21 protein-coding genes are annotated in these 24,291 nt (G+C 61.8%); 14 read left to right on the top strand and 7 right to left on the bottom strand.

Annotated elements, in window-relative coordinates:
- Positions 1-6 precede the first annotated feature (6 nt).
- The 4 genes from luxS to dcd all read left to right on the top strand — a co-directional run bounded on the left by luxS (position 7) and on the right by dcd (position 2,920).
- Positions 7-522 carry an S-ribosylhomocysteine lyase gene (luxS, locus tag DOM36_RS05495; RefSeq protein WP_110641728.1) on the top strand — a complete coding sequence of 172 codons (516 nt, stop codon included), beginning with the start codon at positions 7-9 and terminating at the stop codon, positions 520-522.
- A 184-nt stretch (positions 523-706) separates the two neighbouring features.
- Positions 707-1,168, top strand: a complete 462-nt coding sequence (locus DOM36_RS05490) for a TerB family tellurite resistance protein (protein ID WP_110641726.1) — start codon at positions 707-709, stop codon at positions 1,166-1,168.
- Positions 1,169-1,265: 97 nt separating this feature from the next.
- On the top strand, positions 1,266-2,123 hold the full coding sequence (gene apbC / locus DOM36_RS05485) for an iron-sulfur cluster carrier protein ApbC (RefSeq protein WP_075571162.1): 858 nt from the start codon (positions 1,266-1,268) through the stop codon (positions 2,121-2,123).
- Between the two features lie 230 nt (positions 2,124-2,353).
- Positions 2,354-2,920, top strand: coding sequence for a dCTP deaminase (gene dcd / locus DOM36_RS05480; RefSeq protein WP_075571141.1), 567 nt, complete (start codon positions 2,354-2,356; stop codon positions 2,918-2,920).
- A gap of 127 nt (positions 2,921-3,047) precedes the next feature.
- Here the strand turns inward: dcd and DOM36_RS05475 are convergent, their stop codons facing one another.
- The 3 genes from DOM36_RS05475 to purM form a co-directional block, all read right to left on the bottom strand.
- On the bottom strand, positions 3,048-4,133 hold the full coding sequence (locus DOM36_RS05475) for an aldo/keto reductase (RefSeq protein WP_110641724.1): 1,086 nt from the start codon (positions 4,131-4,133) through the stop codon (positions 3,048-3,050).
- A gap of 192 nt (positions 4,134-4,325) precedes the next feature.
- Positions 4,326-5,075, bottom strand: a complete 750-nt coding sequence (gene purN, locus DOM36_RS05470; protein WP_110641722.1) for a phosphoribosylglycinamide formyltransferase — start codon at positions 5,073-5,075, stop codon at positions 4,326-4,328.
- Entirely contained in the window at positions 5,072-6,166 is a 1,095-nt protein-coding gene (gene purM / locus DOM36_RS05465; protein WP_110641720.1) for a phosphoribosylformylglycinamidine cyclo-ligase, read from the bottom strand. The genes purN and purM overlap by 4 nt, the downstream gene beginning before the upstream one ends.
- 295 nt (positions 6,167-6,461) lie before the next feature.
- On the opposite strand from purM, the gene hda reads away from it, so the two are divergent.
- Complete coding sequence (gene hda, locus DOM36_RS05460) at positions 6,462-7,163, top strand: DnaA regulatory inactivator Hda (RefSeq protein WP_110641718.1); 702 nt, start codon at positions 6,462-6,464, stop codon at positions 7,161-7,163.
- Between the two features lie 22 nt (positions 7,164-7,185).
- Here the strand turns inward: hda and DOM36_RS05455 are convergent, their stop codons facing one another.
- The gene (locus tag DOM36_RS05455) at positions 7,186-8,199 is read right to left on the bottom strand and encodes a LysR substrate-binding domain-containing protein (RefSeq protein ID WP_075571146.1); all 1,014 of its coding nucleotides are present in this window, start codon (positions 8,197-8,199) and stop codon (positions 7,186-7,188) included.
- A gap of 179 nt (positions 8,200-8,378) precedes the next feature.
- Here DOM36_RS05455 and DOM36_RS05450 point away from each other — a divergent pair, with 179 nt between their 5' ends.
- The 6 genes from DOM36_RS05450 (at position 8,379) to DOM36_RS05425 (ending at position 17,095) form a co-directional block, all read left to right on the top strand.
- On the top strand, positions 8,379-9,617 hold the full coding sequence (locus DOM36_RS05450) for an aldose epimerase family protein (RefSeq protein WP_348626379.1): 1,239 nt from the start codon (positions 8,379-8,381) through the stop codon (positions 9,615-9,617).
- Positions 9,618-9,950: 333 nt separating this feature from the next.
- A complete protein-coding gene (locus DOM36_RS05445; protein ID WP_232823744.1) occupies positions 9,951-10,916 on the top strand; it encodes an arabinose ABC transporter substrate-binding protein in 966 nt (321 codons plus the stop codon).
- A gap of 47 nt (positions 10,917-10,963) precedes the next feature.
- Positions 10,964-12,457: an L-arabinose ABC transporter ATP-binding protein AraG gene (gene araG / locus DOM36_RS05440; RefSeq protein ID WP_075571147.1), complete on the top strand. Its 1,494-nt coding sequence runs from the start codon at positions 10,964-10,966 to the stop codon at positions 12,455-12,457.
- Between the two features lie 90 nt (positions 12,458-12,547).
- On the top strand, positions 12,548-13,549 hold the full coding sequence (gene araH / locus DOM36_RS05435; protein ID WP_075571148.1) for an L-arabinose ABC transporter permease AraH: 1,002 nt from the start codon (positions 12,548-12,550) through the stop codon (positions 13,547-13,549).
- A gap of 221 nt (positions 13,550-13,770) precedes the next feature.
- A complete protein-coding gene (locus tag DOM36_RS05430) occupies positions 13,771-15,171 on the top strand; it encodes a GntP family permease (protein WP_075571149.1) in 1,401 nt (466 codons plus the stop codon).
- A 133-nt stretch (positions 15,172-15,304) separates the two neighbouring features.
- Positions 15,305-17,095 carry an IlvD/Edd family dehydratase gene (locus DOM36_RS05425; protein ID WP_075571150.1) on the top strand — a complete coding sequence of 597 codons (1,791 nt, stop codon included), beginning with the start codon at positions 15,305-15,307 and terminating at the stop codon, positions 17,093-17,095.
- 17 nt (positions 17,096-17,112) lie between these two features.
- Here DOM36_RS05425 and DOM36_RS05420 read toward each other — a convergent pair whose 3' ends face one another.
- Entirely contained in the window at positions 17,113-17,532 is a 420-nt protein-coding gene (locus DOM36_RS05420; RefSeq protein ID WP_075571151.1) for a secondary thiamine-phosphate synthase enzyme YjbQ, read from the bottom strand.
- Between the two features lie 250 nt (positions 17,533-17,782).
- On the opposite strand from DOM36_RS05420, the gene attM reads away from it, so the two are divergent.
- The 3 genes from attM to DOM36_RS05405 all read left to right on the top strand — a co-directional run bounded on the left by attM (position 17,783) and on the right by DOM36_RS05405 (position 21,301).
- Positions 17,783-18,568, top strand: coding sequence for an N-acyl homoserine lactonase AttM (attM, locus tag DOM36_RS05415; protein WP_110641715.1), 786 nt, complete (start codon positions 17,783-17,785; stop codon positions 18,566-18,568).
- A gap of 111 nt (positions 18,569-18,679) precedes the next feature.
- Positions 18,680-19,807 carry a zinc-dependent alcohol dehydrogenase family protein gene (locus tag DOM36_RS05410; RefSeq protein WP_110641713.1) on the top strand — a complete coding sequence of 376 codons (1,128 nt, stop codon included), beginning with the start codon at positions 18,680-18,682 and terminating at the stop codon, positions 19,805-19,807.
- Between the two features lie 114 nt (positions 19,808-19,921).
- Positions 19,922-21,301: a class II fumarate hydratase gene (locus DOM36_RS05405; protein WP_075571154.1), complete on the top strand. Its 1,380-nt coding sequence runs from the start codon at positions 19,922-19,924 to the stop codon at positions 21,299-21,301.
- Positions 21,302-21,444: 143 nt separating this feature from the next.
- On the opposite strand, the gene DOM36_RS05400 is transcribed toward DOM36_RS05405, so the two are convergent.
- The gene (locus DOM36_RS05400; protein WP_110641711.1) at positions 21,445-22,521 is read right to left on the bottom strand and encodes an endonuclease/exonuclease/phosphatase family protein; all 1,077 of its coding nucleotides are present in this window, start codon (positions 22,519-22,521) and stop codon (positions 21,445-21,447) included.
- A gap of 108 nt (positions 22,522-22,629) precedes the next feature.
- Positions 22,630-24,156 (bottom strand): glycerol-3-phosphate dehydrogenase, encoded by a 1,527-nt coding sequence (gene glpD / locus DOM36_RS05395; protein ID WP_110641709.1) that lies wholly within the window; start codon positions 24,154-24,156, stop codon positions 22,630-22,632.
- Positions 24,157-24,291: the final 135 nt, after the last annotated feature.

Here is a 24,291-nt window from a genome sequence, read left to right as displayed (position 1 = left end):
GGCAACATGCCACTACTCGATAGTTTCATGGTCGATCACACCAAGATGAAAGCACCCGCGGTGCGAGTCGCCAAGCAGATGAAGACGCCGGGCGGTGACAATATCACCGTTTACGACCTGCGCTTTTGCATTCCCAATGACGAGATTCTTTCCGAGCGCGGCATTCACACACTCGAGCATCTGTTTGCCGGATTCATGCGTCAGCACCTCAATGGCGATGGTGTCGAAATCATCGACATTTCGCCGATGGGGTGTCGCACCGGGTTCTATATGAGCCTGATCGGTCACGTCGACGAGCAGACCGTAGGCACGGCCTGGAAAGCCGCGATGGAAGATGTGCTGGCGCTGACGGATCAGAAAGCGATTCCCGAGCTGAACATCTATCAGTGTGGTACGGCGGAAATGCATTCGCTGGACGAAGCGCAGCAGATCGCCCGCAACGTCACCACGCGCGGCATCGGGGTCAACTCCAACAGCGAGCTCAAACTGACCCAGGAGTTCCTCGCCGCTCACGGCGCGTAACAAACGCAACTGGCAGCCGCTGGCTGTCAGCCGCCGCGCGAAAACCCGCAACTCCGGTTGCGGGTTTTTCGTTTTGAAAGATGGCTTTGACGAATCGATCGAGTTTTCCTTTGATGAACCTTTGGTGCGTTCGGTGTCAAAACGTTACCCATTTTATCGCCGTTTACCGCAGGGGGATTGACCAGTGCTCGACACCGTTCAGCAGTTCTTCCAACGCGTTCTGGCCGCGCCGGAATCCGATGATCGTAATGCCGTTTCGCCACAGTTGGCCGTTGCGGCGTTGTTCAGTGAGGTGCTGCGCGCCGACTACGAAGTCGATCCTCAGGAGTTGGCGACGCTGCGCCGGCTCCTGATGGATCAGTTCTCGCTGGATGAGGCCGCCGCCGATGCGCTGATTCAGCAGGCGCAGCAGCAGATCGAGCAGGCGGTGGATCACTTTCAGTACGTGTCGCTGCTCAACGAACGTTACAGCTACGATCAGCGCGTCGAGCTGATCGCGGGGATGTGGCGGCTGGCTTACGCCGACCACGAGCTGGCCGCGCTCGAGGAGCATCGTATCCGGCGTCTGGCCGATCTGCTCTATGTGACCCACAGCGATTTCATTCGCACCAAGCTCGTCGTGCTGGAGGAGTTCGAACGCCCCTGAAGGCCGTGGCCCGAGATCCGTCGCGGTCGCCGCGCTGGCGCCTGCTTCGATCAGGCGCGAACGCTATTTCCGAGCGTGCCGCTAGGGTATGGGCGCCATGGGTCGTTATACTGGTCACCAGTCATGCGTTGAACGTTGCAAGGAGGGGTTCGTGATCGAGGGCATCAAACATATCGTGGCCGTGGCATCCGGCAAGGGCGGCGTCGGCAAGTCAACCGTGACTGCCAACCTGGCGTTGGCGATGGCGGCGGAAGGGTATCGCGTCGGCCTGCTCGACGCCGATATCTACGGGCCCAGCCAGGCCCGGATGCTGGGGCTGCCCGAGAATACCCGGCCCGAGGTGATCGACGAGAAGAGCATGAAACCCGTGATGGCGCACGGCATCCAGGCGATGTCGATGGCATTCATGGTCGATATCAATCAGCCGATGGTATGGCGTGGGCCGATGGTCTCCGGCGCTTTCCAGCAGTTGCTCAATCAGACGCTGTGGAACGACCTCGATTTCCTGTTCATCGACATGCCGCCTGGCACCGGCGACATCCAGTTGACGCTGGCGCAGAAAGTGCCGGTGGATGGCGCGGTGATCGTCACCACGCCGCAGGACATCGCCTTGCTCGACGCGCGCAAGGGCATCGAGATGTTTCGCAAGGTCAACGTGCCGGTGCTGGGCGTGGTCGAAAACATGAGTCTGCACGTGTGCTCGAGCTGCGGCCATAGCGAGCCGATCTTCGGCGCCGGTGGCGGTGAGCGCATCGCCGAGCAGTACGACACGCAACTGCTGGGCCAGTTGCCGTTGCAGCTGTCGATCCGCGAGCAGGCCGATGGTGGCAGGCCAAGTGTCATCGCCGATCCGGACGGCGAAGTCGCCGCGACGTTTCGGGCCATGGCGCGGAAAGTCGCCAGCGGTGTCGCCGAACAGGATACCGGCGGCCCGACGATTTCGTTCAGCGACTGACCATGCCGGTCGGGTGGATGCGCTCTGTGCCGCGCAGGCTTCCGCCCGCTCGCCGTTTTCCGGGTGGTGTTCCGTGCCTAACCTTTCCTTTACGGGGGCGCCGTTTCCTCTCTTTTCCTTTTCTTTCAAGAAATCGGGCCGCTATCATGTTGCCCCATCAACACACTTCAGTCATTTCGGCCAATTCGTGACACCACGATGACGGCAGTTTCTGTCCCAAGGACACCTGCATGAGCATTAAATCCGACAAGTGGATTCGCCGTATGGCGGAGCAGGAAGGCATGATCGAGCCGTTCGAAGCCGATCAGGTCCGCCACGTGAACAACCAGCGCGTGATCTCCTACGGCACCTCCAGCTACGGCTACGATGTGCGCTGTGCCGACGAGTTCAAGGTGTTCACCAATATCCACTCGGCGGTGGTCGATCCCAAGGCGTTCGACGAGAAGAGCTTCGTCGATATCAAGGGCGACGCCTGCGTGATCCCGCCCAACTCGTTTGCGCTGGCGCGCACCATCGAATATTTCCGCATCCCGCGTAGCGTGCTGACGATCTGCCTGGGCAAGTCGACCTATGCCCGCTGCGGTATCATCGTCAACGTGACGCCGCTGGAGCCGGAGTGGGAAGGGCACGTGACCCTCGAGTTTTCCAACACCACCAACCTGCCGGCGCGCATCTATGCCAACGAAGGGGTGGCGCAGATGCTGTTTCTGGAGTCCGACGAGGTCTGTGAAGTCTCCTACAAGGACCGTGGCGGCAAGTACATGGGTCAGCGTGGGGTCACGTTGCCACGCACCTGAAAGAACTATCCGCGTTGGCAACACTGCGTTGAGACGGCCGACAAATCGTCAATCCTGACAATTTGTCGGCCGTTTTTCCTTGCTTTGTCTTCCTCGCTTACGTTTTCAAGCGGTTGGCTGATTATCATTAGGCCGAACGATCATCGGTTCGATTCCTGATGGTCTCACCGAAGCCGGCCAGGAACGGCTTTTCTGCCGGATCCAGACGATCCATGCCCGAGACCACACGATGCCAGTACGGGTAGAGCGGCGCCGGGCGAGTCAGCTGCTCGAGACGTTGGTGCTCTTCCGGACTCAGGTTCAGGTCGGCCGCGGCAAGGTTGTCGCGCAGATGCTCTTCGGTGCGGGCACCGACGATCAACGAGGTCACGCCCGGACGATCCTTCAACCACGCCAGACACACGCGAGGAATGGAGCAGCCGTGGGCCTCGCCGATGGCGGCCAGCGCCTCGATGATATCGTAGGCGCGCTCCATGTCGTGAACGTAGGGCTCCGGCCAGCCGTTGCCCTGGCGGGTGTTCGGCGGCGTCTTCTGACCCCGGCGTACCTTGCCGGTGAGGAAACCTTCGCCCAGCGGCCCCCAGATCAGCGAGCCGACATTCTGGTCGATCGCCAGGGGCATCAGCTCGTACTCCGCTTCGCGGGACTCCGGGGTGTAGTAGATCTGCTGGCTGATCGGCTTGATCATGTTGTGCGTCTCGGCCTTGCCGAGTGTCTTCATCATCTGCCAGCCGGTGTAGTTGGACGTCCCCCAATAGCGCACCTTGCCGCTGGCGACCAACTGATGCATGGCCTCGAGTGTCTCCTCGATGGGGGTGACGCCGTCCCAGTTATGTAACTGGTAGAGATCGATGTGATCGGTGCCCAGGCGCTTCAGGCTGGCCTCCACTGCACGGATCAGGTGATAACGCGAGGCGCCGGAGGCGTTGGGATCGTCGCCCAGCGGGCTTCGGCCCTTGGTGGCGAGAATGATGTCTTGGCGCTTGCTGCCCAACGCCTTGCCGGTGATTTCCTCGGCCAGACCGAGAGAGTAGAGATCGGCGGTATCGACCAGGTTGACGCCAGCGTCGAAGGCGATATCGAGCAACTTCTTGGCCCCTTTGACGTCGACGCTCGCCGCTTTTTCGAAACCGTTGGCGCCGCCGAATGGCACCGTGCCCAACGTCAGCGTCGAAACCATCAGTCCTGAATGGCCTAGCGGACGATAATCCATATCGTTTCTCCTCCTTGCTTGCTGAAACTGCCGCCAGTGACAGCTTTTGCCGATGAAAACAGTCATCGACAGAAGCTCTCGCTGACTGAATCGAGTGGCCCGGCAGTGCGCCGGGCGACTGCGTGGTATCAGTCTGGCAAAGATTGCCGTCAGGGCAAGGGGAGGGGAGACGTCAGGCCGCTGATCCCACGGTCAGTCGTCGAGATCTTCGTCCAGCTCTTCGGCGGCATCGGCGTGAGACATGCGCAGGCCGGTCGGGGGCAGCGGAATGTCGTCCAGCGTCGCCTTTCCTTGCGGAGACAATTTGACGCGGCCTTCGAGGAACCAGCGCACCGCAATGGGGTAGATCAGATGCTCGCGAGCGTGGACTTTTTCGATCAGCGCATCGATGTCCTGATTCGGCTCGACGTTGACCACGGCCTGGATCACGACCGGGCCGCCGTCGAGCTCTTCGGTAACGAAGTGGACGCTGACACCATGTTCTTCGACGCCATCGGCCAGCGCGCGCTGATGCGTGTGCAGGCCCTGATAGGCGGGAAGCAGCGACGGGTGAACGTTGAGCATGCGACCCCGGTAGTGATCGACGAAGCCCGGCGTCAGAATCCGCATGAAACCCGCGAGCACGATGAGGTGGGGCTCGTGGCGATCGATCACTTTGATCAGTGCGGCGTCGAAAGCCTCGCGGGAATCGTATTCGCGGTGCGGCAGGGCCACCGCATCGACGCCGGCATCCTTGGCTCGCCGGAGCCCGTAGGCATCGGCCTTGTTGGAGACCACGGCAACGATGTCGCCGCCCAGTTCGTCATGCGCCTGGGCGTCCAGCAAAGCCTGCAGGTTGCTGCCGTTACCGGAGATCAGCACCACGACCCTCGGTTTTTCGGCGGCGGCCGCCTCGAAGTCGTTCAGGGTATCGTGCTGTTGTGAAGGATAGTCACCGCTCATGCCGGAAGATTCTCCAGTTGCACGGCGTCGTCTTCGGCGCCGCGGCTGACGATGTCGCCCAGACGATAGACCGTTTCGCCGCTGGCCTCGAGATGAGCGACCGCCTGATCGGCCTGATCGGGATCGACCGCGATGATCATGCCGATGCCGCAGTTGAGCACGCGGTACATTTCACGTTCCGCCACGTTGCCCTGCTGCTGCAGCCAGTCGAACACGGCGGGGCGCTGCCAGCGGCTGACGTCGATTCGCGCTGCCAGGTGGTCCGGCAATACCCGCGGTACGTTCTCGAGCAGCCCGCCGCCGGTAATATGGGAGAGCGCATGGACGTCGACACCGCTGGAGCGGATCAGCGACAGCAGTGATTTGACGTAGATCCGAGTCGGCGCCATCAGCAGGTCCGCCAACGGCTTGCCGTCGAGCGTCTGGTCGAGCTTGCCGCCTCCGACCTCGAGAATCTTGCGGATCAATGAGTAGCCGTTGGAGTGCGGGCCGGATGAGGCCAGCCCCAGCAGCACGTCGCCTGCGCCGACCTTGCTGCCATCGAGAATCTCGGATTTCTCGACCACGCCCACGCAGAAACCGGCCAGATCGTAGTCGCTGCCCTCGTACATGCCGGGCATTTCCGCCGTCTCGCCACCCACCAGCGCGCAGCCGGCCTGGCTGCAGCCTTCGCCGATGCCGGTAACCACGTCGGCGGCAATATCGACATCCAGCTTGCCGGTGGCGTAATAGTCGAGAAACTGCAGCGGCTCGGCACCGGCGACCACCAGATCGTTGACGCACATGGCGACGAGATCGATACCGATGGTGTCATGACGGCCCAGGTCCATCGCCAGGCGCAGCTTGGTGCCGACGCCGTCGGTGCCGGAGACCAGCACCGGCTGGCGATAGCCGCTGGGAATCTCGCACAGGGCACCGAACCCGCCGAGCCCGCCCATGACTTCCGGCCGCGAGGTGCGCTTGGCGACGCCCTTGATCCTCTCGACCAGCGCATTGCCCGCGTCGATATCGACACCGGCGTCACGGTAGGTCAGAGACTGGGGGCTGAGCGAACGGGGCGCGTTCGGGGTATCGGAAGAAGAGCGCGTCATGACAGGACCTTTCTCGCGGAGCCAATGAATAGGGATGATGTTCAGCGGGGCGCATTGTAGCATTGCCTGCATTGAGGGGGCAGTCGAAGGACGACGGGAGCACAATGACAAGACTTCAAACCTGGGACGCGATCGCGGCGGCGTTGCCGGTCGCCGCGACGATCATGGCGACACGATGCGCCGTCCATGATCGCTACCGAGGCAGTCAGCTCTGCCACCGCTCGCAAGGTGCTGATACGTTTCCAGGCTTGGGCCTGGACTTGGATCAGAGACAGAGCCGAGGGGATGAATCCCGATGAGACCAGGGCCGTCTCAACTGCCGCTCGGCGTCGGGCTACGCGATGACGCGACCTTTGCCAACTATCTGCCGGGAGACAACGCTTCTCTCGTGTCCCACCTGACTGGCCAGCTGGAGGAGGGTGGCGAGTCGTTTCTTTATCTGTGGGGCGCCGAGGGCGTGGGCTGTAGCCATCTGCTGCAGGCGGCATGTCACAACGCGGATGCCCAGGGCAAGCGAGCGCTCTATCTTCCGCTGGAAACGCTGGGGCACTTCCCACCGGATATCCTGGAGGAGCCGGAGCGTCTCGATCTGCTCGCGATCGACGATCTTCAGCGGGTGGTGGGGCGCAAACGGTGGGAGGAAGCGCTGTTTCACGGTTTCAACCGCCTGCGCGATGCCGGCAGGCGGCTGATCATCGCCGCCGACCGGTCGCCACGGCAGCTCGACGTCAAGCTGCCGGATCTGGCGTCTCGACTGAACTGGGGGATGGTATTCCACGCCCAGCCGCTGGACGATGCACAGCGGCTGGCCGCGCTCCAGCTACGTGCCAAGGTGCGCGGAATGGAGCTGCCGGCGGAGGTCGGACGCTATATTCTCCACCGCGGGCCGCGTCAGCTGGATCCGCTGTTCGAGATGCTGTCGAGGCTCGATCAGGCGTCGCTGTCGGCCAAGCGCAAACTGACGATTCCCTTCGTCAAGCAGGCGCTGGAGTGGTAAACGGCGCTGGACCGCGCCCTTCTCAGAGCGTGACATCCCGGTAGTGAGGCGATGCGGCGCGAGCTTCCTTCGGGTCGAGCGCACGTCGCTCGCGAATCATCTGATGCAGCGTGCCCATCAGTTTTGCGGCGCCAGGCGACATTCGACGCTCGCGCAGGCTGATCAGTCCGAACGGCTGCACGCTCAGCGCATCCGTCGACGGCAGGATTGCGAAGCGCGGCTGCGTACACAGCAGATCCGCGACTTCCTGCGTGGTCACGGTGACCGAATCCGACTTGTCGACCATGGCCAGGGCCATATAGATATCCGGCGTGTTGATGATGCGTTGCGGAGGCGCCAGCTTGTGATGCAGAAACAGATGCTCGACGCGCTGGCGCATCAGCGCACCGGGGGGTTGAAGCACCCACGGATAATCCAGCATCGATGTCAGGTCGAAAGTGTCCCGCGAGGCAAGCGGGTGGCCAGCTCGACAGACGAAGCATAGCGCTTCCTCCCCGATCTCCTCGAACACGAAATCGCCGGCAGGCATCCCGCTGGGGATGCGGGCGATGGCGAAGTCGAACTCGCCGTCGCGCAGCCTCGGTACCAGGTTGCGACTGACGTCGACATCGATGTTGACCTCCAGATGCGGGCTGTCGCGGTGCACCCGCTCGACCGCGCTTGCCAGCAGGGTGACGGCCGGCGCCAGCACCGTGCCGATCGATACCGTCCCGGCGTTCCCTTCGCTGAGCGCGTTGATCTCGTCGCTCGCCTGAGCCAGCGACGTCAGCATGCCGCGGGCGTGGCGGATCAGGCTTTCCCCGTACCAGTTGGGGGTCACCCCCCGCGAATGCCGATCGAAAAGCGAAACGCCGAGCAGATGCTCGAGGTCTCCCAGCAGCTTGGATGCCGCCGGCTGACTCATGCCCAGCCGTTCCGCGGCCCGGTGGAGATTGCGGTGATCGTCCAGTGCCACGAACAGCTGAAGATGGCGGAACTTGAGCCGCACACGTAGAAACCAGTCCGGGGGGAGCAGGTCGGCAGAATGAAATTTCATGAAGCGATCTCGGTGGCGTATTCGACGTTTTTACAAGGCATGGTGGCGTGTTCCCGCATAGTCAGAACGGGCCGGTCGGTCTACGGTTTAAGCGATCGTCATCGGTATCGATACGCCGGTCCGAACATCAAAAACGATAACCAGAAGCGATAAGCTGAAACGAAAAACAGGAGCTTGCGATGACACGCCATATCCTTTCTCTCCCTCGGTGCCTGGGCGTCGGTCTATTTGGACTGATGATCGGCCAGGTCTTTCTACACGCTCAGGCGCAGACGACGTCGATGGATTCGCCATCCTCCAGTGCCTTGCCTCCCGGCATCGAGCGGTCGGCCTTCGGTCAGTTGCCCGACGGCCGCGAAGTCGATTGCTACCGTATCACCAACGACAACGGCATCGAGATGCGGGTCATCAACTACGGCGGCATCATCGTGTCGCTGAAGACGCCTGACATAACGGGCCGAATGGATGACATCGTGCTGGGGTTCGATTCGCTCGATGATTATCTCTCCGACACCTACCGGCAGGCCAACCCCTACTTTGGTGCCTTGATTGGACGCTACGGCAATCGCATTGCCCATGGCCGCTTCACTCTCGACGGGGAGACCTACCAGCTGCCGACCAACGATGGTCCCAACACCCTGCACGGCGGTGACACGGGGTTCAATCAACGGCTGTGGCACGCGCAACCCTTCTCGTCGGCCGAGGGGCGGGGGCTGGTACTGACCTACACCAGCCCGGATGGCGAACAGGGTTTTCCCGGCCGGCTCTCGACGCGAGTCAGCTATACGTTGACCAACGACAATGAACTGGCGATCGACTATCGCGCGAGGACGACCCGCGCGACACCGGTCAACCTGACCCAGCACAGTTATTTCAATCTGCAGGGCGAGGGCAGCGGCACCATCCTCAACCATCGACTGATGATCAATGCGAGTGCCTACACGCCGATCGACGAAACGTTGATTCCGACCGGCGAGATCGCGGATGTCAGCGGTACGCCGTTCGATTTTCGCCAGCCAACTGCCATCGGTGCGCGGATGGGGCAGAAGAACACCCAGTTCGCCTACGCCAAGGGCTACGATCATAACTTCGTGCTGAGCAAGAATCCCGGTCAAGCCGATCGTCCGACACTGGCGGCGAAGGTCGTCGAGCCGCAGAGCGGCAGGGTGCTGGAGCTTGCCACCACCGAGCCGGGCCTGCAGTTCTATTCCGGCAATTTTCTCGATGGTAGCCTCGTCGGTCAAAGCGGTCGTCCCTATACGCATCGCTCCGGTCTGGCGCTGGAGACGCAGCATTTCCCTGACTCGCCCAACCAGCCCAACTTTCCCTCGACGATCCTGAAGCCGGATGAAACGTATCACTCCCGGACCGTCTATCGCTTCTCGACGACGCAGACGCCCGAAGCTGCTTCGTATTGAGTCATCGAACGCCGTAAACCGACCCTGAAAGATCCAGGCCGCCCTCGTGGCGGCTTGTGGCATCGGGATAAAACGCCTGTTTTAACCAAAGTCGTAAAGCGACTTTAGTCGGGATGAAAAATCGTCCCGATGGGTTGTGTCCCGCCTCCCGTTTGCCTTCTCTGTTTGCTGATAGCAAATCTGGTATCGCTTTTCCCAACTGTCGTTATTACCCGGTTATCGGACGACTGTTTACTGTCGTTTCAGCCGTGATGTGCATGCGCTACCAACAACAAACCCATAGCCCTCGAGGGCTGGAGGTGGTCAATGATTCGCTTCGTGAAATCGTCCCTACTGGTACTCGGTGTCTCCACCCTGGGCATCGGGGCTTCACCGCTGTACGCCCAGGATGACGTCAAGATCGGTTTTATCGTCAAGAAGCCGGAACAGGCGTGGTTCATCAATGAACAGGATGCCGCCAGCAAACTGGGCGAGCAGAAGGGGTTCGAGGTGGTCCGGCTGTCGGGTGAAGATGGTCAGCAGGTGCTCAGCGCCATCGACAATCTCAATTCGCAAGGGGCCCAAGGGTTCGTGATCTGTCCGCCGGACGTTCGCCTGGGACCGGCCATCGCCAACCGTGCCAAACAGTACGGCATGAAGGTCGTGACCGTCGATGATCAGTTCCTCGGCGCTGACGGCAAGCCGATGGAGTCCGTGCCGCATCTGGGTATGTCGGGCTACAAGATCGGCCAACAGGTGGGCGAGACGATCGCCAAGGAGATGAAGGCGCGCGGCTGGGATCCGAAGAGCGTGGCGGCACTGCGTATCAGCAACAATGAGCTGCCGACTGCCAAGGCGCGCACCGATGGTGCGACCGACGCGCTGGTGGATGCCGGCTTCGTCAAGGACAACATCTTCGATGCACCGCAGCAGAATACCGATACCAGCAGCGCCTTCGCTGCCGCCTCTCCGGTACTGTCGAAGAACGGCAATTTCGAGCACTGGGTGATCTACGCGCTCAACGAAGAGAGCGTTCTGGGCGGTGTCCGCGCCAGCGAGCAGTATGGTCTCTCGCCGGATCAGGTGATCGGTGTCGGCATCAACGGTTCCGGCGCGGCGTTTGCCGAGTTCTCGCGAGAAAAACCGACCGGTTTCTACGGCACGATTGCGGTGAGTTCGACCATGCACGGCCGCCAGAGCGCCGACAACCTCTATACCTGGATCACCGAGGACAAGCAGCCGCCGGCGAATACCGAAACCACCGGTACATTGATGACGCGGGATAACTGGGAGCAGGTTCGAGAAGACCTGGGCCTTTGATGTCGGCTCGGGAAACCGCCGACCGACATACCGTTGAGGAGATTGGCATGGCGCAAGCTCACCTTCGCATCGACGGCATTACCGTCGAGTTCCCCGGGGTTCGCGCGCTGGACGGGGTCAGTTTTTCCGCTCGCGGAGGGGAGGTCCATGCCCTGATGGGTGAAAACGGCGCGGGCAAGTCGACGCTGCTCAAGGTACTGAGCGGCGTCAACCGAGTCTCCAGTGGACAGCTGTGGATCGGCGACGAGCCCATCGTCTTTGCCAACGCGCGCGAGGCGCTGCGGCACGGCGTTTCGATCATCTACCAGGAGCTCACGCTGTCACCCAATCTTTCGGTGGCCGAGAACCTGCTGCTGGGTCAGCTACCGGTAAGACATGGGTTCCTCGACCGGCGGCGACTGCGCGAACGGGCGATGACGATCCTGGAAGAGCTGGGCGAAGGGGATATCCATCCATCGACAAAGGTTCGAGAGCTCTCTATCGGTCAGCAGCAGATGATCGAAATCGGGCGTGCGCTGCTGCGTGACGCCCGTATCATCGCCTTCGACGAGCCGACCAGCTCGCTGTCGGTACAGGAGATCCGTCATCTCAAACGGATCGTCTCGCGGCTCCGCGACGAGGGCCGGGTAGTGCTTTACGTCACCCATCGCATGGAGGAAGTGTTCGAGATGTGCGATGCGGTGACCGTGTTTCGCGATGGCCGCCACATCCGCACCCACGACACGCTGGAAGGGCTCGATCACGACATCCTGGTCAGCGAGATGGTCGGGCGGGAGATCGAGGATGTCTACGGCTACCGTCCACGCCAACAGGGCGAGGTGCTGATGCGGCTCGAAGGGATCGAAGGGAAAGGCGTCAAGGCCCCGGTCAGTTTCGAGATGCGACGTGGCGAGGTGTTCGGACTGTTCGGCCTGGTGGGCGCGGGGCGCAGCGAATTGATGCGTCTGGTCTGTGGCGTGGAGCGTGCCACTGCGGGCCGGGTCTCTTTCGACGGTACGCCACAACGGTTCGGCTCGCCTCAGGCAGCCATCCGCGCTGGCATCGCGATGTGTCCGGAGGATCGCAAGTCCCAGGGCATCTTTCCCGTCGCCAGCGTCTCGGACAATCTCAATATCAGCTGCCGCCGCTTCTTCAAGCGCTGGGGCGGTTTTCGCAACCCGCAGCGTGAAACCCGCAATACCCAGGACTATATCCGTCAGTTACGGATCCGAACGCCGGGCCCGAAAACGCCGATCGCCAATCTGTCGGGGGGGAATCAGCAGAAGGTGATCGTGGCACGCTGGCTGGCCGAGGAGATCGATCTGTTCGTGATGGACGAACCGACCCGAGGCATCGACGTCGGCGCGCGGCGGGATATCTATTCGCTGCTGTATGACCTCGCCGACCAGGGCAAGGGAATTCTGGTCATCTCGAGCGACCTGGCGGAAGTCAGTTCTATCTGCGACCGCATCGGCGTGATGCGAGACGGCGAGTTGATCGACATCGTGGAACGAGACGAGGCGACGCCCGAGCGATTGCTGGGGCTGGCGTTGCCGGCCTGAAATCGATGCTTGGTGTCATCCGACAGGGGCGATATCCCGCAGAAGTGGATCGTTTTCCAGACGCAGTGAAGCTCAAGAGGGTTCAGGACCATGAATGACAAAGTTGCCACATCCGAGGCAATGCCACGCGAGACCCGTCGCGGACTCCCCAAACCGCTGAGGACGCTGCTTGATACCTCCGGTCTGATTGCGGTTTTCATCCTGCTGTTCATCGGGCTTTCAGTGCTGGTGCCAGACTTCCTGACCGGTCGCAACATCGTCGGTCTGCTGCTGTCGGTAACACTGATCGGCACGATCGCCACCACCATGATGATGGTACTGGCACTGGGGGAGGTGGACTTGTCGGTGGCGTCGATCGTCGCTTTCTCCGGGGTGGTCGCGGCGATGGTGACCTCCACCAGCGGCAGCGTGGTGATCGGTGTGCTGGTCGGCGTTCTGGCCGGCGCCGTGGTGGGCGCCTTCAATGGATTCGTGGTTGCCCGTTTCGGCATCAATTCGCTGATCGCGACACTGGCCGCGATGGAATTCGTGCGGGGGCTGGCCTATATCACCTCCGGCGGTGATGCGGTCATGATCACCGTGCCGGGTTTCTTCGATCTCGGCAGCGCCGCGTTTCTCGGACTGACGCTGCCGGTCTGGACGATGATCGTCTGTTTTCTGGTGTTTGGTGTCGTGCTCAACATGACCGCCTTCGGCCGTAACACGCTGGCGACGGGAGGCAATGCCGAAGCGGCCAGTCTGGCCGGGGTCAATGTACGGCGTCTGAAGATCATGGTATTCGCGCTCCAGGGCCTGGTCGCGGGTATCGCGGGCGTACTGCTGACCTCGCGCATGGGGCTCGGGGATCCCAATACCTCTCAGGGGCTGGAGCTCGCGGTCATCTCGGCCTGCGTACTGGGCGGGGTTTCACTGTCCGGGGGGGTCGCATCGATCACCGGCGTGCTGGTCGGCGTCCTGATCATGGGTTGCGTGCAGAACGCCATGGGGCTCTTGAACGTTCCCACGTTCTATCAATACCTGGTGCGTGGGGCGATCCTGCTGCTCGCCGTCATGTTCGATCGCTGGAAACAGACCCGTCGGGCCGGTGGCTGACAGGACCGCTGGGCAAAACCTGCAACTTTGGTCGGGTCTGGCAAAACGACAGGTATGACGAACGAGTGACTTCTCGCCTGGTGTGACTGTCGTGATAACCAGTTGGGTATCGTTAATGTCGGGTATTGGCATTTCATGGTTATTGGTCGAAGTCGCTAAGGTGGCCGCATTCCACGGCGAGCTTGCCACGCTCAAGCCGTGGCAGCCGTCAGGAGAACGCCATGCAAGACACGACACAAGCGGCAGCCGGCCTGTCTACGCTAGGGCTGATGGGAATCGCCGTTGCGGCCATCGCCATTCTGCTGGTTCTGATCATTCGGGTGCGTCTGCATCCTTTCTTCGCGCTGGTCATCGTCAGTATCGGAACGGCCTTGGCGACCGGGATTTCGGTCGCCGACCTGCTTCCGACGCTGCTGGGGGGCTTTGGCAAGACACTGGGCAACGTCGCGCTGCTGATCGGTTTCGGCGCGGTACTCGGTCGGCTGGTGGCCGTTTCCGGTGGCGCAAGAGTGCTGGCCGACACGTTGATTCACTTTTTCGGCAGCAAACGGGCGCCGCTCGGCCTGTCGATTGCCTGCCTGCTGTTCGGCTTTCCGATTTTTCTGGATGCGGCCTTCGTGGTGATGCTGCCGGTGATCTACTCGGTCGCCCGCGAGCTGAAAGCGTCCCTGTTGCTCTACGGCCTTCCGGCGGCGGGCGCCTTTCTGGTCATGCACGCGCTGATGCCTCCGCATCCGGGCCCGGTCGCTGCCGCTGTCTTTCTGCACGCCGACATCGGTCAGGTCCTGTTCATCGCGCTGCTGGTCGGCCTTCCGACCTGGTACGCCATGGGCTATCGGCTCTCGTTGATGCTGGCCAAGCGCTCGCCGTTTCAGCCGGTACCGAACTTCATGGGGGCGGAAAGCGAGGAGATTCCTCCCGAGAAGCGCCCGGCCTTCGGTACGGTGCTGCTGGTGCTACTGCTGCCGCTGGTGTTGATCTTTCTCAACACCGGGCTGTCGACGCTGGGGCAGAGCGGCGTGATCGATGGCGACAATCCGCTGGTAGCGGCGTTGATGGTGATCGGCGAGACGCCGATCGCGCTGCTGATCAGCACCTGTATCGCCATGTGGCTGCTGGTCATCCGCGCCAGTGAACGCGGGGCGATGGACTCCATCAACGAGATCGTCGAACAGGCGCTGTCTCCGGTCTGCAGCATCATTCTGATCACCGGTGCCGGTGGCATGTTCGGTGGCGTGCTGACTGCCAGCGGTATCGGCGACGCACTGGCGGATAGCCTGCAAGCATTCGGGCTGCCGGTGATCCTTGCCGGCTACGTGATCGCGTCGGTGATCCGGATAGCCCAGGGCTCGGCCACGGTGGCCGGAACCACGGCGGCGGGCATCATGGCGCCAGTGGTGCTGGGCGATCCGACACTGGCGGGGCTGCCCGCGGCCTGTATCACCGTGGCCATCGTGGCTGGAGCCATCGGTTACTCCCACGTCAACGATTCCGGTTTCTGGCTGGTCGGGCGGTTCCTCGGTGTCGATACCAAGACCATGCTCAAGACGTGGACGGTGATCTCCACCGGCATCTCCTTGATGGCCTTTGGCCTGGCCTGGTTGGTGTTTTCCCTGTTGTAGGTACGGAGAGCAAGTACTGGTAGCAAGTACGGATAGCCGCATCTATGGCGCGTGTTGATAGCGCCAGTGACAACGACGTTTGATGACTGCCGTGACTGCCACCGTACTGACGGTGGCTTGAGGAGAAAAACAGATGAGCGATTCATCGGACAAGTCCCAGAAACCTTCCCAAAAACCAGAGTCCCAGAAGAAACCCCAGCTTCGCTCGGCCCAGTGGTTCGGTACCGCCGACAAGAATGGCTTCATGTACCGCAGCTGGATGAAGAATCAGGGCATTCCGGATCACGAATTCCAGGGCAAGCCGATCATCGGTATCTGCAATACCTGGTCGGAGTTGACGCCTTGCAACGCGCACTTCCGCAAGCTCGCCGAACATGTCAAGAAGGGGGTGCTCGAGGCGGGCGGCTATCCGGTCGAATTCCCGGTGTTCTCCAACGGAGAATCCAATCTGCGGCCGACGGCGATGTTCACCCGCAATCTCGCCAGCATGGATGTCGAGGAGGCGATCCGTGGCAACCCCATGGATGCCGTGGTGCTGCTGGTCGGTTGCGACAAGACCACGCCGGCGCTGCTGATGGGAGCGGCTAGCTGTGATATCCCGACGCTGGTGGTAACCGGCGGGCCAATGCTCAACGGCAAGCACGAAGGCAAGGATATCGGTTCGGGTACGGTGGTGTGGAAATTGTCGGAAGAGGTCAAGGCCGGCAAGATCTCGATCCATGACTTCATGGCCGCCGAAGCCGGGATGTCTCGCTCCGCCGGCACCTGCAACACCATGGGTACGGCATCCACCATGGCCTGCATGGCGGAGTCGCTGGGCGTCTCCCTGCCCCACAATGCGGCGATTCCGGCTGTCGATTCCCGCCGTTACGTTCTCGCGCACCTCTCCGGCAATCGCATCGTCGAAATGGTCGATGAAGACCTCAAGCTCTCGAAGATCCTGACCCGAGAGGCGTTCGAGAACGCGATTCGCACCAATGCGGCGATCGGCGGTTCGACCAACGCGGTCATCCACCTCAAGGCGATCGCCGGGCGCATCGGTGTCGATCTGCCGCTGGACGACTGGACCCGTATCGGTCGCGGCACGCCGACCATCGTCGATCTCCAGCCCTCCGGGCGCTTCCTGATGGAAGAGTTCTACTACGCCGGAGGCTTGCCGGCCGTGCTGCGTCGGCTGGGCGAGGCGGATCGCCTGCCCCACAAGGACGCGTTGACCGTCAACGGCAAGACGCTCTGGGAAAACGTGCAGGATGCGCCGCACTACAACGACGAGGTGATTCGTCCCCTGGACAATCCGCTGCGCAAGGACGGCGGGATCTGCATCTTGCGCGGCAATCTGGCGCCCAACGGGGCGGTACTCAAACCCTCTGCAGCCAGCCCCGAGCTGATGAAACATCGCGGTCGCGCGGTCGTGTTCGAGAATTTCGACGACTACAAGGCGCGGATCAACGACCCCGAACTCGAGGTCGAAGCCAACGATATCCTGGTCCTGAAGCACTGTGGACCGCGGGGGTATCACGGCATGGCCGAGGTCGGAAACATGGGGTTGCCGCCCAAGATTCTCGAGCAGGGCATCACCGATATGGTACGGATCTCGGATGCCCGCATGAGTGGCACGGCCTACGGCACGGTGGTGTTGCACGTGGCGCCCGAAGCCGCGGCCGGCGGACCGCTGGCGGCCGTCCACAACGGCGACTGGATCAGCCTGGACTGTGACAGCGGCAAGCTGGAACTGGAAGTCGACGACGCCGAGATCGCACGCCGCCTGGCCACGGCCGACCCGATGGCGGCGTCGAACCAGATTGCCAGTACCGGTGGCTATCGCCAGCTCTATATCGAACGCGTGCTGCAGGCCGACGAGGGCTGTGATTTCGACTTCCTGCGCGGCTGCCGCGGCGCCGAGGTGCCGCGGCACTCGCATTGAGCTGGCAGAACCTTTCGTTACTCTCCCATCAATGTGGCGGTGATCCTTCGGGCACCGCCATGTTGGCGATGTTCGCCCAGCCAGATGCCTTGCCAGGTACCGGTGAGCAACCTGCCGTCCTCGACCGCCACGGTCAGCTCGGTCCCGAACAGGCTGGCCAACACGTGAGCGGGCATGTCGTCCGGACCCTCGAAGGTGTGTTTCATGCCGGAGAGGTTTTCGGGTGCCAGTTGGCCGGCGAACAGCGCCATGTCGTGCCGAACGTCCGGGTCTGCGTTCTCGTTGAGCGTCAGCGATGCCGAGGTATGCATCAACTGCAGATGGAGCAGGCCGATACGGATCTCGGCCAGCCGCGGCAGGGCCGCCAGGACCTCGTCGGTGACCAGATGAAAGCCGCGCGGGCGCGCGGTGAGCGTGAAGGGTTGACGATGCCACATGGCCGAGACTCCTCGATCGGTTTTCTGAAAGTGGGCATGACCGGTCGGGACTGGGTGAGGTGCCGACACGCCGCGGGGGCTGTCTGGGACCAAAGTCCGCTGGTCACGCCGTTTGGCGGTGTCCTACTCTGACATGCTCGATTCCCCGGCTGCGAGTGTCGGGCCGCTGGCGGATGTTGCATCTCTCGCCGTACTCGCACCGCAGTCGGCGTCAATGTCGTCTTCATGTGGCACAAACCAGGAGTGCGTCATGACTACCCCTCGTCTTTACATGTTCCAGACCGGCACGCTCAAGTGCCGGGTGTGCAATATCAAGATGAATGCGGGGCTGGATGAGTACGAGATCCCCGTGCCCTGGTATCTCATCACGCACCCGGAGGGAAATGTCGTCATCGATGGTGGCTGTGCCGTCGAGTGCGCCAGCGATCCCGAAAAGCACTGGGGCGATATCACCGCGGTCTACTGGCCCGTGATGCGTGAGGAGGAAGGTTGCGTCCAGGCGCTGAAGAATTTCGGCCTCGAACCCGAGGACATCCGCTATGTCCTGCACAGTCATCTGCACCTGGACCATACCGGTGCCACGGGCCGATTCCCGAATGCCACTCATATCGTCAGACGTCGCGAATACGAGTATGCCATGGCCCCGGACTGGTTCTCCGCCGGTGGCTATATTCGCGCGGACTTCGACCGCCCCGGATTGAAGTGGCATCTGCTCGAGGATGGCGACGACGGCTACGACGTCTTCGGCGACAGCACCGTTCGTTTCATCTTCACGCCCGGCCATGCACCCGGGCATGCCAGTTTCCTGCTCCGCTTGCCCGAGACCGGGCCGGTGCTGTTGGCCGTGGACGCGGCATACACCACCGATCACTGGGAGGAGAAGGCCTTGCCGGGCTTTCTAGCCTCGACCGTGGACACGGTACGATCCGTGCGCAAATTGCATGCCCTGGTGGAGAAGACCGGCGCACTCGTGGTGACCGGGCATGACCCGGTGGCATGGCCGACATTCCGTCATGCGCCCGAATACTACTCGTGATCATGGCTCTTCATCACGACTCCTCTCTGGTCATGCCGCCAGGCAGACGAACGTAAACCACACCCGGCTCGTTCAAGCGAGTCAGGGCGATCCGTGAAATGGGATGCTGATATGAAAATCCATGCCGCCGTGATTCATGAAATGAAGAAACCGCGTCCGTATCGGGAATCGCGGCCGATGTCGATCGAGGAGGTCGAGCTGGACGGGCCTGGCCCGGGTGAGGTGCTGGTCAAGATGCGCGCCGCGGGGCTTTGCCATTCGGATCTGTCCACGATCAATGGAGATCGACCGCGCCCGTTGCCCATGGTGCTGGGCCACGAGGCTGCCGGCGAAGTGGCCGAAGTCGGCGAGGGCGTGACCGATCTTTCTCCGGGCGATCATGTGGTGTTCTCGTTTGCGCCCAGTTGTGGCGCCTGTTCGTCGTGTCTGTCCGGACGCGCGGCGCTCTGCAAGCCCGGTGCGGCGGCCAACACTGCCGGACATCTGCTGGGCGGCGGAATGCGCCTGCACAAGGGCGGGGAGAAGATCTATCACCACATTGGCGTCTCCGGCTTTGCCGAGTACACGGTGGCTTCTCGACGCTCCCTGACCAGGATCGACCCCGAACTTCCGTTCCATATCGCGGCGCTGTTCGGCTGCGCCGTGTTGACGGGTGTCGGGGCGCTGGTACACACCGCTGGGCTGAGATTGGGTCAGTCGGTACTCGTCGTCGGTCTTGGCGGGGTCGGGCTGGCAGCGGTCATGGGTGCTGTCGGTGGCGGCGCGCGGCAGGTGATCGCGGCGGACATCGCGCCGGACAAACTGGAAACGGCCAGGGCGATGGGGGCCACCCATATCGTCAACAGCGGCGACGCGGATGCGGTGGAGCAGGTACGCGAGATCAGTGGCGGTGGGGTGGATATCGCCGCCGAATTCGCAGGTGTGGCCAGGGCGCTGGAGTTTGCCTACGAATCGACCGCCCGTGGCGGCACGACCGTGACATCCGGCCTGCCGCATCCTGACGTGCGATTCGCCATCAGCCCGACGCGCATGGTCGCCGAGGAGCGCACGCTCAAGGGCTCCTACCTGGGCGGTCACGTGCCGTCGCTGGATGTGCCCGAATACATTGCGCTCTATCAATCCGGCCGCCTGCCGGTGGATCGCTTGCTCACTCACCGGCTGAAACTGGACGAGATCAATCTCGGCTTCGACCGCCTGGCCAATGGGGAGGCGATTCGTCAGATCATCGATTTCGACTGAGTCTCGAGTAGGGCAGGTTGCGGACCGACTGCTAGTCTTGAAGGAGTCCCGAAGGGGTAGCCAGCGTGATGGCTACCTCTTTCGCATTTCATCCGTCACTGTTAGGAGAAGGTCATGGCCCAGACACGAGTCGAGCGCGATAGCATGGGCGAACTGGAAGTCCCCGAACGTGCGCTCTATGGCGCTCAGACGCAGCGCGCCGTGAACAATTTCCCGGTCAGCGGCCAGCCGCTGCCGCCGGCGTTCATCGCCGCCGTGGCTCACATCAAGCGTGCCGCGGCACAGGTCAATCTGGAGCTGGGGTTGCTGGACGATGCCAGAGCCCGGGCCATCGTGGCGGCGGCCGACGAGATCATCGAAGGCAAGCACGCCGGCCAGTTTCCGATCGATGTGTTTCAGACGGGGTCGGGCACCTCGACCAACATGAACGTCAACGAGGTCATTTCGCATCTCGCGAGCCGAGACGGACTCGAGGTCGGCCCCAATGATCACGTCAACATGGGGCAGTCGAGCAACGACGTGATCCCCACGGCCATCCATCTGGCGGCGGCGATTCAGGTTCGTGAGCGCCTGGTGCCTGCGATGACCTACCTGCGCGCCTGCATCGATGACAAGGCAGCCTCGGTCGACGATGTGGTCAAGACCGGACGTACGCATCTCATGGACGCGATGCCGGTGCGGCTGAGCCAGGAACTGGGTGGATGGTCCAGCCAGGTCGGCCAGTCGATCGAGCGTCTGAACGATGGCTTGAAACGTATCACTCGGTTGGCCCTGGGCGGCACGGCGGTAGGGACGGGTGTCAACGCACATCCGGAATTTGCCGGGAAGGTGGCTCAGCGTCTGGCCAGCGATACGCATCTCGAATTTCGCCCCAACGACAGTTTCTTTGCCAGTCTGGCATCGCAGGATGCCGCGGTGGAGCTGTCGGGTCATCTCAAGACCTATGCGGTGGCGGTGATGAAGATCGCCAACGATCTGCGCTGGATGAACTCCGGTCCGCTGGGGGGGCTGGGAGAAATCGAGCTGGAGGCTTTGCAGCCCGGCAGTTCGATCATGCCAGGCAAGGTCAATCCGGTGATCCCGGAGTCCGCCGCTCAGGTGGCGGCGCAGGTGATCGGCAACGACACCGCCATCACCATTGGCGGACAGAGTGGCAATTTCCAGCTCAATGTCATGTTGCCGCTGATCGCGCATAATCTGCTGGGCTCGATCCAGCTGCTGACCAGCGTCAGCCGCTTGCTGGCAGACAGTGCCATCGCCACGTTCAACGTGCGGCGCGACAATATCGAGGGCCCGCTCTCCAGGAACCCGATTCTGGTGACTGCGCTCAACTCGGTGATCGGTTACAACGCGGCGGCGGCCGTAGCGAAGAAGGCCTATCAGGCCGGCCGGCCGATCATCGACGTTGCCGAGGAGGAGACCGATCTTTCCCGAGAGGAGCTGGAACGGCTGCTCGATCCCGCCAAGCTCACCGAGGGCGGCATCCCGGAGTGATGTCCGTTCGGTAACACCGACACAAAGACGCCACCCGTTTCGGGTGGCGTTGACGAATACGCGAGAGTGTCGAAAGGCGCGGCGTGGCGTTCAATCGGCTGCAGCAGCCGTCGACAGGTGCCTCACCAGGACAGGCGTCTTGCTCAGACCGGCGCCTCGCCGTGGCGCTCCTGCGCTTCCTCTATCGTCTCTTCTGCATCCTCACGCTCCTCACGATCGGCTTTTTCGGGCTCGTTCTCTGCCGCGCGAGAAGGGTTGTGGCGGAGCGTGACGAGGATCGGGAAATGATCGGACCCGACCTCAGACAGTCGCTCCATGTGTACGAGCGTGAAATGCTCGGTTACGAAGACGTGATCCAGTGGCCAGCGCAACATCGGATATTTCGCATGGAAGGTGCTGTACTGACCGCGGCCACGGCGGAGATCGAGCATGCCGCTGATCTTGCAGAACAGCTTGGTCGTTGGCGACCAGGCAACGTCGTTGAGATCCCCGGCAACCACGGTCGGTTCACTGCATTTGGCGATCGCCTGCCCGACCAGCATCAGCTCTGCATCGCGCCACAGCGACTCATCGCTTTCGGACGGCGCGGGCGGCCGCGGGTGCAGCGCATGAAAGCGAATACGATCCCCGCTCTTCAGCTTCACCCAGGCATGAATCGAAGGAATATCGTCCTGAATCAACCATTTGATTTCGACGTTTTCCAATGGCAGGCGCGAGTAAAGATGCATGCCGTAGAGGTTGTCCAGAGGAATGCGTATCGCTTCCGGCATCGTTTCGGCGACAGCGGCATCCAGCTGATCTCCCCACCACTGATCGGACTCCAGCGTCAGCAGAATGTCAGGCTCATGCTGTTTGACAAGATCGATCAGCTTCGACGCTTGCCGGTTGGGTGTCAGCACGTTGGAGACGAGCAGCTTGAGCTCCTGGTCCGGCGCGTATGATCGGGATTTGACGACAGTGCATCTGGCCAGAGGCGTCCACGGGTAGATTCGCATCCACTGGATCGCAGCTGCGATGACGCTGGTGGTAACGCCAGCCCACTGCCACCCGCTATCGGGATGGAGAGCCAACTGGGCAAGCGCCAATACGGTAGCGACGATGGCAATCTGAAGCAGTGGAAAGTCGAAACTGCGAACACTCCAGTGGCGGATTCTCGTGTAGGGCACCAGGGTGATCAACAAAACGAGGACACCGAGACAGGTCAACAAAAGTTGCAGCAACTGATCATTCCTTATGTCGGGATAGAGCGCCATGCCCGGCAAGGGTAGCAGAAACGCCAAACACCCACGTCAGCTCGAGGTTTGGCCGACCACGCGCCGGCTAGCAGCTCATGAAACCCGAGATGGAGATTCCGCTGTGGCGATGGCGGGATGCTGGCTCAGGTAGCCCATCAGAGCCTGTTGTTCGTCGTTCGTCAAACGCAGGCCTAGCTTGCTGCGCCGCCATAGAATATCGTCGCTGCTGTGTGCCCATTCGTGCTCGATCAGATAGTCGACCTCTGCCTGCGTCAGGCCGCCACCGAAATGCTGGCCAAGATCTTCCTGACTCTGCTTGCCCTTCAGAAAACCCAGGCACAGCGTGCCGTAGCTGGAGCCGTAGCGCTCGGCGCGTTCCCGCCCCAGGAACGGATAATCACGTAACAGCCCTGCCACGAACGTCTCGCGCGACGCGATATCCCCTCCCGGCAGCCTGGCTTCAGCCGTCCAGGCGCTTCCCATGTGCGGCAGCAGGGGTTCGAGCTTGTGCATGGCGGCTTCGGCAAGCTTGCGGTAGGTAGTGATCTTGCCGCCGAAGATGGACAGTATCGGTGCGCCGCGCCTATCGAGGTCGAGCGTGTAATCGCGAGTCATGGCCGACGGGTTCTCCGACTCGTCATCGCACAGCGGACGGACCCCTGCATAGCTCGAGATGACGTCTTCTCGACTCAGCTGCTTGACGAAGTGGGAGTTGAGCACATCCAGCAGATAATCGATCTCCTCGTCGTTGATGCTGACCTGGGAAGGATCGCCCTGATAGCGCCGATCGGTGGTGCCGATCAGGCTATAACGCTGCTGGTAGGGCAGTACGAAGACGATACGGCCATCCTGGTTCTGCAGGATATAGGCGCGCTCGTCGTCGTTGAGGCGCGACACGACCAGGTGGCTGCCCTGGATCATGCGTATGCCGTAGCGCGAATTACGCTTGGCGTTACCCTTGACGAAAGATTCCACCCAGGGGCCGGCGGCATTGACCAGTACCTTGGCCCGGTGCTCTTCGCGTTCGCCAGTGTCGCGATCTTCCAGGCTGACTATCCATGTTCCTGCTTCTTCCCGCGCTTCGATGCAGCGGGTGCGCACCCGAATATCCGCCCCCTTTTCCTGCGCCTGCAGCGCATTCAAAACCACCAGCCGGGCATCGTCGACCCAGCAGTCGGAATATTCGAAGCCGCGCTTGATCGTCGGCTCCAGCGGACTCTCGGTGCCGAAGCGAAGACTCCTGGCATTGGGCAGGCTGTCTCGATGACTCAGGTGGTCGTAGAGAAACAGTCCGGTACGGATCATCCAGCCAGGTCGCAGGTGGGGCTGGTGCGGGAGAATGAAGCGCAGCGGCCACACGATATGTGGCGCCTTGCGCAGCATGATCTCGCGTTCTCTCAACGCTTCCCGAACGAGGCGGAATTCCCGATGCTCGAGATAGCGAAGGCCGCCATGGATTAGCTTGCTGCTTGCGGAGGAGGTCGCACTGGCGAGATCGGCCTGCTCACACAGGAGCACCGAAAGGCCTCGGCCGGCGGCGTCATTGGCAATACCGGTGCCGTTGATACCGCCACCGACGACGATGAGGTCGTGGATGGGGTTCTCTGTCGCTGAAGCCATACCGTCCTCCGGTGAGTGAAATTGGATATGTTCGGAAACGAAAATAGATTAATCACTTCCGAACATCAATAGCACCATCGTGTCGAAGTCGACCCATTGAGGAGAAAATCGGGAACGGCACGGTATGAAGCACCG

The sequence above is a fragment of the Salinicola sp. CPA57 genome, assembly GCF_003206035.1.
Classification (GTDB): domain Bacteria; phylum Pseudomonadota; class Gammaproteobacteria; order Pseudomonadales; family Halomonadaceae; genus Salinicola; species Salinicola socius.
Note: the sequence above shows the minus strand (reverse complement) of the source record. Positions and strands in the feature narration are given on the sequence as shown.

Coding starts and splice junctions, on each gene's coding strand:
- luxS (WP_110641728.1), top strand. CDS start 7: ATGCCACTACTCGATAGTTTCATGGTCGATCACACCAAGATGAAAGCA.
- apbC (WP_075571162.1), top strand. CDS start 1,266: ATGGGTCGTTATACTGGTCACCAGTCATGCGTTGAACGTTGCAAGGAG.
- dcd (WP_075571141.1), top strand. CDS start 2,354: ATGAGCATTAAATCCGACAAGTGGATTCGCCGTATGGCGGAGCAGGAA.
- DOM36_RS05475 (WP_110641724.1), bottom strand. CDS start 4,133: ATGGATTATCGTCCGCTAGGCCATTCAGGACTGATGGTTTCGACGCTG.
- purN (WP_110641722.1), bottom strand. CDS start 5,075: ATGAGCGGTGACTATCCTTCACAACAGCACGATACCCTGAACGACTTC.
- purM (WP_110641720.1), bottom strand. CDS start 6,166: ATGACGCGCTCTTCTTCCGATACCCCGAACGCGCCCCGTTCGCTCAGC.
- hda (WP_110641718.1), top strand. CDS start 6,462: ATGAGACCAGGGCCGTCTCAACTGCCGCTCGGCGTCGGGCTACGCGAT.
- DOM36_RS05455 (WP_075571146.1), bottom strand. CDS start 8,199: ATGAAATTTCATTCTGCCGACCTGCTCCCCCCGGACTGGTTTCTACGT.
- DOM36_RS05450 (WP_348626379.1), top strand. CDS start 8,379: ATGACACGCCATATCCTTTCTCTCCCTCGGTGCCTGGGCGTCGGTCTA.
- araG (WP_075571147.1), top strand. CDS start 10,964: ATGGCGCAAGCTCACCTTCGCATCGACGGCATTACCGTCGAGTTCCCC.
- araH (WP_075571148.1), top strand. CDS start 12,548: ATGAATGACAAAGTTGCCACATCCGAGGCAATGCCACGCGAGACCCGT.
- DOM36_RS05430 (WP_075571149.1), top strand. CDS start 13,771: ATGCAAGACACGACACAAGCGGCAGCCGGCCTGTCTACGCTAGGGCTG.
- DOM36_RS05425 (WP_075571150.1), top strand. CDS start 15,305: ATGAGCGATTCATCGGACAAGTCCCAGAAACCTTCCCAAAAACCAGAG.
- DOM36_RS05420 (WP_075571151.1), bottom strand. CDS start 17,532: ATGTGGCATCGTCAACCCTTCACGCTCACCGCGCGCCCGCGCGGCTTT.
- attM (WP_110641715.1), top strand. CDS start 17,783: ATGACTACCCCTCGTCTTTACATGTTCCAGACCGGCACGCTCAAGTGC.
- DOM36_RS05410 (WP_110641713.1), top strand. CDS start 18,680: ATGAAAATCCATGCCGCCGTGATTCATGAAATGAAGAAACCGCGTCCG.
- DOM36_RS05405 (WP_075571154.1), top strand. CDS start 19,922: ATGGCCCAGACACGAGTCGAGCGCGATAGCATGGGCGAACTGGAAGTC.
- glpD (WP_110641709.1), bottom strand. CDS start 24,156: ATGGCTTCAGCGACAGAGAACCCCATCCACGACCTCATCGTCGTCGGT.